A 12040-nucleotide genomic window follows, 5' to 3' on the forward strand; every position below is an offset into this window, starting at 1 on the left:
TCAGGTTAAAGTTCACAATAGTTGCCATCGTTCGTCAGGTTGCTACAGGGGTAGCGCCAGGTCATCTGATCGCCATCAATCAGGTTATCTGCATTTTCAGGTCCCCAGGTACCTGCCGGATATCCATAGATAGGAATCTCATCGTTTTCCCATGCCCTGAGAATTGGATCGATAAACTCCCAGGCCGCTTCGGTACTATCTCCTCGGGCATACAGGGTAGCATCACCCTGCATACAATCAAGAATCAGTCTCTCATAGGCATCCGGTACATAAACATCACTCAGGTCGTCATAGTGGAAGTCCATATTCACCTGTTCAGTATTATAACCTGCCCCTGGTATTTTCATGGCAAACTTTAAGAGTATGCCTTCGTTTGGCTGGATTCTAAGCACCAGGGTGTTCTGTGGGTTAGAAAGGTTTTCATTGGATGAAAACAGGTGATGATGATTCGGTTTGAAGTGAATCACCACTTCGGTCACCCTGGTAGGCATTCTTTTACCGGTTCTGATATAGAATGGTACACCTGCCCATCGCCAGTTGTCTATGTAGAACTTAAGCGCTGCGTAGGTTTCCGTTTTGGATTCCTCAGAGACGCCTTCTTCTTCCCGATATCCGGGTACTTTCTCGCCTCTTATGGTAGAAGCCATATACTGGCCTCTGATTACATTTTCACGAATGCCTTCCTTGGTATAAGGTTTAAGGCTTTGGAAAACCTTCAGCTTTTCATTTCTGATACTCTCAGCATCAGCTTTGACCGGAGGTTCCATGGCCACTAAGGCTACTAACTGAAACAGGTGGTTTTGCACCATGTCACGGAGAGCGCCTGAAGAATCATAATAACCGCCTCTTTTTTCAACGCCCACACTTTCTGCAGCGGTAATTTCAACCCGGTGAATGTAGTTTCTATTCCATAGCGGTTCGAATATGCTGTTGGCAAAGCGCGTAACGAACATATTCTGAACAGTCTCCTTACCCAGGTAATGGTCTATTCTATAAATCTGCTCTTCTGAAAAGTACTTCTTTAGGTGTTCGTTGAGGTATTTGGCCGATTCCAGGTTATAGCCAAATGGTTTTTCAACAATTAAACGGCTCCAGCCATTTTCTTGCTGGTTGAGCTTATTCACTGCTAAACCCTCAGCAATAATTTCATAGAGACTGGGAGGAGTAGAGAGATAGAAAATATAGTTGTGACAGGTAGCTTTTTCCTGATCCAACCGACTCAGCTTCTCCTTCAGGTTGGCATAGGAGTCAATATTTTTAGTGTCCAGCGCCTGATAATAAATCATGGCAGCAAAGCTTTTAAGCTGACTGTCAGTAACTTCTTCTTTGTTGTTTAGATGTTCATTGTCAAAGACTACACTTTCACGGTATTCATCATCGGTATATTCAGTTCGGCCTACACCAACTACTGCATAGCATTTAGGGAGAAGACCTCCCTGGTATAGGTTGAAGACAGCGGGAATGAGTTTTCTTTTGGTCAGGTCACCGGAACCGCCAAATATTACGAGGACCTGGTCGTCAGTTTTTTTCATTAAGCTTTTTTGCCTAGGTCAGGCTTTGTTTCTTTGTAACCACTAAATCTTTCCAGACTCAGAAAGTTCCGGCCTAAAGATAATTGGTAGAGTTCAGACTTCAGGAACTTATGGTGTAGATTTAGACCTAAGAATTAAAAACAGAAATATGTCTCAGGGAAAATATGATTTTGGTCTGATTGGCCTAGGGGTAATGGGAAAGAATTTTATCCTCAATGTGGCTGATCACGGCTTTTCTGCCATTGGTTATGATTTAGACCAGGGTAAAGTTGATGCATTAAAGAACGAGAGTACGACTGGCAGGGCAACTGCCACTACCGATAAACTTGAATTTATCCGCTCATTGGAAACACCTCGGAAGATTATGTTCCTGGTACCCAGTGGTGCCCCGGTAGATAACGTCATAGAGGATTTAATGCCATTTCTCGATAATGGAGACTTATTGATAGACGGTGGTAATTCTTATTTCATGGATACTGAAAGGAGAATGACCAAACTGCGCAATTCAGGAATCAACTTCCTGGGTCTTGGTATTTCCGGTGGAGCGAAAGGTGCCAGAAAAGGACCTAGTATGATGGCCGGAGGAGATCAGGAGACTTATGATATTATTGGTTCTATACTGGAAGCTGTTTCGGAAAAAGTAAACAGTGAGCCATGCGTAGCCAGGGTAGGGAATAACTCGGCAGGCCATTATGTCAAAATGGTACATAATGGTATTGAGTATGGCTTGATGCAGTTGATCGCTGAGACTTACGATTTGGCTCAATATGGTCTGGGCTACAGCAATGAGCAAATGGCTGAACTGTTTGAAGGGTTCAACCAGGGCAAGTTGAAGTCTTATCTGATTGAGATCACAGCTGATATTTTCACGAAGAAAGATGACCTCACTCCGGGTGAATTAATAGATCACATCAGTGACAGAGCGAAACAGAAAGGAACCGGGAAGTGGATTTCACAGAATGCGATGGATATTGGTATCCCCATTCCGGCCATCGACTCTTCGGTGAGTATGCGTGTATTATCATCCTTCAAAGAAGAAAGAGAAAAGGCAGCATTGGTTTATCCTAAGTCGCAAAGCGACCCTAGTCGTTTTTCAGCAGCTGATTTGGAAGCAGCTTTGTATTTCAGCTTTATCGTCACATTTGCTCAGGGCATGAGGCAATTGCTGGAGGCATCATCTAAGTATCAATATGATCTGGATCTGGCTGAAATTGCCAAAATCTGGAGAGGAGGATGTATCATCAGAGCGGAACTTCTAGAGCATATCAGAAAGGCTTTCGATAATGTAGATAACAGAGAACACCTGCTGTTCGATGCCTACATTAGTGATGAAATCAAAGGCTTGTTGCCATCTGTGAACAAGGTGATTTCAGTGGCACACAACGCAGGTATAGCAGTTTCCGGAATGAGCGCCAGTTTGAATTACTTCAATGCCTTCAGATCTGAGAGATTACCGCTTAATCTTATTCAGGCCCAAAGAGATTACTTTGGAGGACACACCTACGAGAGACTCGATCGTCCGGGTGTATTCCACACTGAGTGGGAAGAAGATTAAATCAACTGATAGATAATAAAGATCATTAGAAAACTAGTCACTGAAATCAGAGTGGACTGAATAGTCCATGATTTCAGTGTCTGTTGAACGGATTGTCCTAAGATTCTATTCACCAGCCAGAATCCGCTGTCATTGACATGGCTCACTACGATACTGCCTGCCGCAATAGCCATCATGATAAAGGTTTTTTCCAGCATACTCAGGTCGATGCCCGGTAAAACGGCTGCCACAATTCCGGCACCGGTGAGCATGGCTACTGTGGCACTGCCCTGCATAATTCGTACTAAAACCGTTACCAAATAGGCAAGGAGTAATACCGAGAAACTGGTATTTAGCATACTTTGGGCAATCATATCACCTATACCCGTATTAATCATCACCGTTTTAAGTACTCCGCCAGCCCCTGTAATCAGAATGATTGATCCGGCAGGAGACAGGGAATCGTTCGTTACTTTGAACAGTTCATCTTTACCCAATCCTTTTTTCACTCCCAGGAAGTAAAGTGCAAGGAAAGTACCGATCAATAAAGACACAAAAGGGTGTCCCAGAAAGGACATAATGTCGATGATTGGTCCATAATTAATAATCCCTTCATTGGCCAGGGTTTTGAGAAGGGAGCCTATCAGTATGAGTATAATAGGAAGTCCCAGTACCCACATGATTGTCTTAACCAGTCCACTGTCAAATCCTTGCTCATTCTCAACTTCATTTTCTTCCCATTCAGGTAGTTCATGAGTAGGAACCAACTTTTTGCTGAGGGTTAAACCGCAGAGCAAGGCAATTGGAATTCCAATGAGTGCTCCAATTACGATAGCATACCCAAGGTCTACCTGAAGAATCTCTGCTACTGCAACCGGGCCGGGGGTAGGAGGAATAAAGCTATGGGTAATGCCTAACCCTGTTAGCAAAGGCAAACCATAATAAAGGACATGTCGGTTACTCTTTTTGGAAAGCGCTTTTACAATGGGCATCAGTATGATGATCCCTACATCAAAAAACACGGGGATTGAAACGATAAAGCCTGTGGTGAGAAGTGCCAGCCTCGACTTGGATTCACCTCCCTTTTTCAATAGAAACCGGGCTAATGCCTGAGCACCCCCTGAATGCTCGAGTATAGCTCCGAATATGGCACCCAATCCAACGATGGTGGCGACAAAGGCCAGAGTGCTTCCCATACCATCAGAAATAGACCGAATGATTTCATCGCCAGAGAGGCCTCCCAGCAAGCCTACCCAAATACTGGCGAACAGCAAACTGAGGAAGGCATTCAGCTTCAGTTTCATGATGAGAAAAAGCAGAATTGCAACGCCTGAAACAATGGCAACGTAGAGCATAGGTTTTTCCTTAAGGAGATAAAAACGCAGAAATTAGGTAATTACAACAACTTGCGGAAGCTTTCACTTAGCAAATCCACTATTTCATTGAGTTCTGTTGTGGCTGAAATGGTGATCGCATCCTTTGGAACCTCGAGCGTATCCAATTGGGATTTGATCAGTGAGCTGGGCATGAAATGTGCCTCTCTTTGGTCCATTCTGCGCTTTGCTTCATCAAAGGTGATATCCAGCATTACCGGATGAAGTCTCAGTCTTTGGCCAAGGTACTCACGGTAGGCACCTTTTAGGGCACTACAGCCGAGAATGAACTGATCGCGGTGACTGTTGAGCATGTGTTCAACGATGGCAGCCAGCCAGGGCCAGCGATCGTCATCGGTCAGAGCTTCACCACGACTCATCTTCATGACATTGCTTCTGGGATGAAAATCATCTGCATCGAGGAAGGGGATGCCCAGTTCAACAGAGAGTGCTTTACCCACGGTGGTTTTACCTGAGCCACAGATACCCATTACCAGAATGACTTGTTTCAATTGCTTATGCTCCTTTCATCACAAATTAAATCAAGCTCATAAAATCAAAAAACAGAAAGGATGATAAATCGTTTCTATGAAGTAAATTATATGCTCAGAATTAAATCGAAAGCCTTTGAGGATGACCAGAATAACTTTAAAGGCTGTGTGATATACACATGTAAGGTATGAGAAAGCTCTTTTGTCTGTCTTTGTTCTTCTTTGGTCTGATGGCTTCAGGTCTGGCGCAGAACTTCGGTGAGCCCTCAGCTATCAGAAGCATTTACTTCCGGGGAGGGAGTTATTATGTAGACCGTGAGCAAACCAAAGAACTCGGTCAGTTCCTCGATTCTATTCCCAACCTCCACAATTTTATCATCACCGTCCACAGCCATACCGACAATGTAGGAGGTAAGGAGTACAATGAATGGCTCAGCGAAATGCGCAGTGAATCTGTAGTAGAGAAGCTGATTTCCAACGAACGGGTCAAGCCTGAAGTAATTGAAATCAAGGATTTTGGTTTGTTCAACCCTATCTACGACAATTCTACCTGGGAAGGCAGGCGCAAGAACAGGCGGGTTGATATTATTTTATGGCTGGCCATTTAGCGGGGCTACATAATCATCTGCTTTACGTCACCCTGAACTGCTTAGACTCATTGAATAAAAAAACCGGAAACTGTTTTCAACAATTCCCGGTCTTCTCATTAGGCTATTTCAGTCCTAGAAAAGCTTTTCAGCTGGTGGTTGAACACCTTTCATTCTTAAATAAATGGTAGTTTGACCTCTATGGTGAGTCTGGTGCTCAAAGGCTTTCTTTAACCACTCAATTCTGCTGAACTGGAAGTTGTCATTTGGACCAGTCATTTCTTCAGCAATGCTCATGTCCATGTTTTTAACCGCAGCAATACACCAGTCATAGGCTTCTACAGTCAGGTCTCTCAAGGCTTGTTTGTTATGGAATTTGGTTTCTTTTTCCAGGTTTACATTGGCATAAATCCTGTCCGCTCCGGTTGCATTACCAACTAAGCCAATATTACCCTGAGCCATATGCAGGAACTGTTCAGCAAAAGATCTTACAGATGCATCGGGACGATAATTGATGCCGTCCTCAGGCATGGCATCGATGTATTCCAGGGAATAGGCTTTCGCTCTTTCCCAGTCAGCTACGTATCCATCTTTCATTGAATCTTCCAGGGCAGAGTCGCTTGTGACGAGCAGGTTGGCAGAGGCAAAGACCACGAGGGTCAAAGCCAACATTGTTTTTGTGATTGTTTTCATGAGATTTTGATTTAAGTGCTGTGTGTTGAAACGGTGAGAATGGGAAAATGATTTGCTAATTTGCCGCATGAGCCAAAAGGTAGCAGTTATAGGTGGCGGAGCAGCAGGCTTTTTTGCTGCCATTTCTTGCAAAGAGCATTTCCCTGAATCAGAGGTAGTTATCTATGAAAAGACTACCAAGTTGTTGTCGAAAGTAAAAGTCTCAGGTGGTGGCCGGTGCAATGTCACCAATGCCTGTCAAGGCAATGGCCAGTTTGCCAGGCATTACCCGAGAGGAGAGAAGCAGCTCAAAAAGGCCTTCTCGCAGTTTAGCTCAATTGATACCATCAATTGGTTCGAAGAAAAAGGAGTAAAGCTAAAAGCTGAAGCTGACGGACGCATGTTTCCAATTACCGATGACTCTCAAACCATCATAGATTGTCTGATGCACACGGCCAGAAGATTAGGAGTGGCCATACACCTGTCCGAACCGGTAAATACCCTTCAGCCAGTTGGGGATGGAATTGAACTTACTACAGCTCATGGTAGATTCCTCTTTAATAAGGTCATTGTTACTTCAGGAGGAAGTCCCAAAGCGGAAGGTTTCGACTGGCTAAAGGCCCTGGGCCATGAAATTGTACCTCCTGTTCCTTCCTTGTTCACCTTCAATATGCCCGGAAATCCGATCACTCAACTGATGGGCTTAAGCGTGCCGAATGCCTCAGTACGAATTCAAGGGACCAAACTGATGCAACAGGGACCACTGTTAATTACCCATTGGGGAATGAGCGGCCCCGCAGTTCTGAAAACTTCTGCCTGGGGTGCCAGAATTCTGAATGAACTCAATTATCAGTTCACCGCCCATATGAACTGGCTGGGAGAAATGAAGGACGTGGAGCTAAGAGAAGTACTTCATGAAGCGGCCGACTCTTTCCCTAAGAAACAGATGAAAAATCATTGCCCATTTGATATACCTCAACGACTTTGGGAATACCTGTTGAAGGAGGCTCAAATTGAATTGGAAAGACCCTGGGCAGAGTTATCGAAAAAGCATGTGAACAGGCTGATAGAGCTATTGACCAATCATCAACACAAGGTTTCCGGCAAAACTACTTTCAAGGAAGAGTTTGTTACGGCTGGTGGCATAGCCCTCTCAGATGTAGACTTTAATACCATGGAAAGCAGAGTTGTCTCAGGGCTGTATTTTGCCGGTGAAGTACTGAATATTGATGGTGTTACGGGTGGATTCAATTTTCAGGCCGCCTGGACAACTGCTCATATAGCCGGCAAGCATTGCCTCGCCTGATTCCACTAATCAAATACAGGCTGTCAACTTTGAAGCTTTTGTATTATTTTCCGCATTCTTAAACCATTAAACTTCTATGAAAACTAAATCGCTTGTCTTGAGTGTATTGCTGTCTCTCTTAGCTGTTTCTGTAACAGCTCAGGATTTACAGGAAGTACTGAAGAACTATGAATTCAGAAATGTCGGACCATTACGAGGAGGTCGTGTAACTGCCGTGGCAGGAGTGGCCAGTCAACCCTCTGTTTTCTACATGGGTGCTACCGGTGGTGGTGTCTGGAAAACTGTGAATTATGGTAATACCTGGGAAAACGTTTCTGATGGCTATTTTCCAACCCCTTCAATTGGTGCCATCTCTGTCTATCAGAAGAATCCAGACATTGTCTATGTAGGCACAGGTTCTGACGGTTTAAGATCGAATGTTATTACCGGTAAAGGAGTGTATAAGTCGAATAATGCCGGTAAGAGCTGGGAGTTTATAGGCCTGAAGGAATCCGGACAAATTGGTGCGGTAGAAATTCACCCGGACAATCCCGATGTGGTTTACGTTGCTGCCATTGGTAAAGCCTTCGGCAGAAATGAAGAACGCGGTGTATTCAAAACGACCGATGGAGGAAAAACATGGTCGAAGATGTTCTATCTCTCAGACAGCGTTGGTTTCTCTGACCTGGAACTTGCCCCGGACGATCCAAATACGATCTATGCAGGAGCATGGAGAGGTGAAAGAAAGCCCTGGACTATTATCAGTGGTTCTTCAGTTGGAGGTGTTTACAAATCAACTGATGGAGGACAAACCTGGAGTAAAAAGACCAATGGCCTGCCGACTAAGCTGATCGGTAAAATCGATTTTGCTGTTTCTGCAGCTGATCCTAATCGTGTTTATGCCAATATTGAGGCTTCTGATGATCAGGGTGGTCTTTATAGATCCGATGACAGAGGAGAAACCTGGACTTTTGTTTCAGACAATTCTAACCTGACCAACAGACCATTTTACTATACCAACATCGAGTCGAATCCTAAAAATGCAGATGTTGTCTACAATAACTCCCTACGCTTTTTGAAGTCAGAAGATGGTGGAAAGAGCTGGAGAAACATTTCAACTCCTCACGGAGATAACCATGACATCTGGATCAACCCTAATGATACTTCAATCTGGATTCAGTCTAACGATGGAGGTGCCAATGTGACACTGGACAACGGTAGAAGCTGGTCGAGCCAGTTCAACCAACCAACAGCAGAACTATATCAGGTAGAGATAGATGATCAGTATCCGTACTGGTTATATGCTGGTCAGCAAGATAATTACAGCACCATTGCTGTGCCAAGTAAGCCAGTGGCCAGTGTACAAGCCGGAAGCAATGCATTTATCCTGAGTACTGGTGGCTGCGAGACAGGCCCTGCCGTACCGAAGCCGGGTAATCCGAACATCGTCTATACGAATTGTAAAGGACGCTTTGGCGTGTATGATAAGTCGACAGGACAGGAACTTCAATACTATGTGGGAGCTACAAATATTTACGGACACAACCCTAAAGACCTGAAATTCAGATTCCAGCGTGTGGCTCCGGTACATGTTTCTCCACATAACCCGGATGTGGTTTACCATACCTCTCAGTATGTTCACAAGACAATGGATGATGGTAAAACCTGGGAAATCATTTCCCCAGACCTGACTGCCTTTGAACCGGATAAGCAGGTGGTGCCGGGTAGCCCAATTACCAGAGATGTGACGGGTGAAGAATATTACAGCACCATTTATGCCATCAGAGAGTCAACCCTTCAGGAAGGACTTATCTGGGTAGGAGCCAATGATGGTCCTGTCCATGTAACCAGAGACGGTGGTAAAAGCTGGACCAATGTAACACCTGATATGCCAACAGGGGGTAGAGTAGATGCTGTTGAGCCATCGCCACATGACCCTGCAAAAGCTTATGTCTCTGTGCTGAGATATCAATTGGATAATGACTATCACCCATATATCTACAAAACAGAAGATTATGGTCAGAGCTGGGAGTTATTAACTACGGGAAGCAATGGTATTCCTGATGATTATCCGACAAGAGTCATCAGAGAAGATCCTAAGAAAGAAGGTGTATTATATGCCGGTACTGAGTTTGGTCTCTTCATTTCATTCGATGACGGTAAGAACTGGCAACAGTTCAACAATAATCTGCCTGTTACTCCGGTAACGGATATCAAAATAAAAGACGATGATTTGGTACTTTCTACCATGGGTAGAGGTTTCTGGATTATGGATAACATTGTGAGCCTGAGAGAGATCGGTTCTGTTAGGAACCAGCAGGCATACCTTTTTGATATTCAGGATGGTGTAAGAGATAGAATGAGTGCCAGAAGTGACGATAATGGACCGGAATATCCTCGTATGGGAGTCACCATTGACTACTACATCAAAGACAAGGATCAGCCGGTTAAACTGGATATTCTTGATGATGAGGGCAACATTGTAAGAACCTTTGTGAACGGTCGTCCTGAACCGGCACGGAATACCGAAAGAGATATGTCTACTGAGTTTTCTGCGCCTCCGGCTGCAGGTGGTTTACCAAACAGCCAGGGACTGAATCGCTACAACTGGAATATGCGTCATGCGGGTGGCTGGAGCGATAATCCAAGAAGATCCTACATGGGCTTTGGTCCAATGGTGTCTACAGGAGTATTCAAAGCCAGACTAACGGTGGGCGATAAAGTATTGGAAGAAGACTTCAAAGTAGTGCTCGATCCGCGCATGACCCTGGTGACCGAGGCAGATGTGGCTGAGCAGGAAAGAATGGCACTTGAAATTCAGTCATTCTCTGACGAAGTATCCAAGCTGATTTCTACTATGGAGAAAGAGCTGGAAGCCTTGAAAAATAGCCTCGATACTGAAAAGGCCAGCAGAAGAGATGAGCGAAAGAAGGAGCAGCTCGAAGCCATCTATTATCAGTTGGTGACACCTCCCGGTACCTATATGCAGCCAATGCTTTCTGATCAAACCAGATACCTGAGCAGCATGATTGGCAGAGCCGATCAGAGACCTGGTCAGGATGCTTATGAGCGCTTCGAAGAGCTGAAGGCCAAATTCGAACAGATTAAGGAAGCTTTTGAATCATTGAAATAAGCATTGAGTAAGCTCCGCAAGAAATGGCTCTGGCAAATGCCGCATCCTATTGTGATGCTCTTTGCCATTATTGTCTTAACCGCAGTGTTGAGCCATATTATTCCTGCGGGACTTTTCGAGAGAGAAATAGTAGAAGGTAGGAGCCGGGTAATTCCCGGTTCTTATCATACGGTTGAACCATCACCGCTTTCCTTTTTAGATACCTTCCTTGCCATACCCGGAGGCTTTAGTTCTGCCATCTCCATCATCTTCGTAGTGCTTTCTTCAGGCATCATGTTCGGGATACTGGAAAAATCAGGTATGATCGAAAATGCTGTCGGCACTTTCGTGAAGAAGCTGGGAGTAGAACGAAGATTTCTGGTGGTAATCCTCATGACCTACATGTTCGGTTGTCTGGGCATATTCATTGGTTATGAGAACAACATCGCTCTCATACCCATAGCAGCGATCACCTCACTGGCATTAGGTGGTGATTTAATGCTGGCAGCCGGTATTTCAGTGGGGGCAGTTACAGTCGGTTTTGGACTTTCTCCTGTTAACCCTTACACCGTTGGTACAGGACATACATTGGCTGAAATGCCTATGTTCTCCGGGTGGTTCATCCGTTCAGTCCTTTGCTTTTCGGCCTTAAGTTTTCTGGCTTTCTGCAATGTGCGTTACTTCAAAAAAATTCTGGCCAAGCCTGAAAAGTCGCTTTCACTAGGTATCGATACCAGTGGTTTCAAACTGTCAAGACCTCTGAATGAATATCAATTAACCGGCAATAACTGGTTGGTAATGCTGGTCTTTGTTTCAGGCATGGTGGTGATGTTAATTGGTGTGTTCTCCTGGGGATGGTACATTAATGAAATATCAGCCATCTTTCTGATGATTTCCATAGCGGCAGGAATTGTCTCAGGTCAAAGTGGAAGGACGATCAGTGAAACGGCCCTGAAATCAGTTAGCGTTGTGGCGCCCGGAGCATTTATGGTTGGCTTTGCCACCAGTATTAAAGTAGCCATGGAAATGGGGAATATATCCGACACCATAGCTTATACCTTATCTGAAGGGCTCAAAGAATTGCCCCTATATGGTTCTGCTCTGGCTATGTCTGGATCACAATGTGTGATCAATTTCTTTATTCCTTCAGGAAGTGGACAGGCATTGGCTACCTTGCCGATCATGATTCCAATGGGTGATGTTTTGGGATTGACCCGACAGACCACCATATTGGCCTATCAGATTGGTGATGGAGTAACCAACCTGTTTAATCCTACTTTAGGGGGATTAATAGCCATGCTGGCCATGTGCCGAATACCATTTGACCGATGGCTAAAGTTTATTATGCCTATAGTGGGGGTGGTACTCCTGATGTCCTGGATTACGCTCATGATATCCGTAGCCATTCATTGGGGTCCAGCATAGCGCAATGGCCACAAACTATTAACCAATAA

At 44.7% G+C, this 12040-nt stretch carries 9 protein-coding genes; 5 read left to right on the forward strand and 4 right to left on the reverse strand.

Going from position 1 to position 12040, the window contains the following annotated elements; genetic code table 11:
- Window positions 1–5 precede the first annotated feature (5 nt).
- Window positions 6–1532 (reverse strand): glucose-6-phosphate dehydrogenase, encoded by a 1527-nt coding sequence (gene zwf / locus ACOOEY_RS20080; protein WP_420386518.1) that lies wholly within the window; start codon window positions 1530–1532, stop codon window positions 6–8.
- Between the two features lie 148 nt (window positions 1533–1680).
- Between zwf and gndA the strand changes: the two genes are divergently transcribed.
- A complete protein-coding gene (gene gndA, locus ACOOEY_RS20085; protein ID WP_420386519.1) occupies window positions 1681–3087 on the forward strand; it encodes an NADP-dependent phosphogluconate dehydrogenase in 1407 nt (468 codons plus the stop codon).
- Here gndA and ACOOEY_RS20090 read toward each other — a convergent pair.
- Window positions 3084–4421: a GntP family permease gene (locus ACOOEY_RS20090; RefSeq protein ID WP_420386520.1), complete on the reverse strand. Its 1338-nt coding sequence runs from the start codon at window positions 4419–4421 to the stop codon at window positions 3084–3086. The genes gndA and ACOOEY_RS20090 overlap by 4 nt on opposite strands.
- Window positions 4422–4462: 41 nt before the next feature.
- Window positions 4463–4951, reverse strand: coding sequence for a gluconokinase (locus ACOOEY_RS20095; RefSeq protein WP_420386521.1), 489 nt, complete (start codon window positions 4949–4951; stop codon window positions 4463–4465).
- 167 nt (window positions 4952–5118) lie between these two features.
- Here ACOOEY_RS20095 and ACOOEY_RS20100 point away from each other — a divergent pair, with 167 nt between their 5' ends.
- Entirely contained in the window at window positions 5119–5538 is a 420-nt protein-coding gene (locus tag ACOOEY_RS20100; RefSeq protein WP_420386522.1) for an OmpA family protein, read from the forward strand.
- Between the two features lie 114 nt (window positions 5539–5652).
- Here ACOOEY_RS20100 and ACOOEY_RS20105 read toward each other — a convergent pair whose 3' ends face one another.
- Window positions 5653–6210: a DinB family protein gene (locus ACOOEY_RS20105; RefSeq protein ID WP_420386523.1), complete on the reverse strand. Its 558-nt coding sequence runs from the start codon at window positions 6208–6210 to the stop codon at window positions 5653–5655.
- A 67-nt stretch (window positions 6211–6277) separates the two neighbouring features.
- On the opposite strand from ACOOEY_RS20105, the gene ACOOEY_RS20110 reads away from it, so the two are divergent.
- From ACOOEY_RS20110 to ACOOEY_RS20120, 3 genes are all read left to right on the forward strand, one after another.
- A complete protein-coding gene (locus ACOOEY_RS20110) occupies window positions 6278–7495 on the forward strand; it encodes an NAD(P)/FAD-dependent oxidoreductase (protein ID WP_420386524.1) in 1218 nt (405 codons plus the stop codon).
- Between the two features lie 76 nt (window positions 7496–7571).
- Window positions 7572–10607 (forward strand): WD40/YVTN/BNR-like repeat-containing protein, encoded by a 3036-nt coding sequence (locus ACOOEY_RS20115; RefSeq protein WP_420386525.1) that lies wholly within the window; start codon window positions 7572–7574, stop codon window positions 10605–10607.
- A 3-nt stretch (window positions 10608–10610) separates the two neighbouring features.
- Window positions 10611–12011: a YfcC family protein gene (locus tag ACOOEY_RS20120; protein WP_420386526.1), complete on the forward strand. Its 1401-nt coding sequence runs from the start codon at window positions 10611–10613 to the stop codon at window positions 12009–12011.
- The last annotated feature ends 29 nt before the right edge of the window (window positions 12012–12040 follow it).

This window comes from Roseivirga sp. (assembly GCF_965216855.1).
Lineage (GTDB): Bacteria > Bacteroidota > Bacteroidia > Cytophagales > Cyclobacteriaceae > Roseivirga.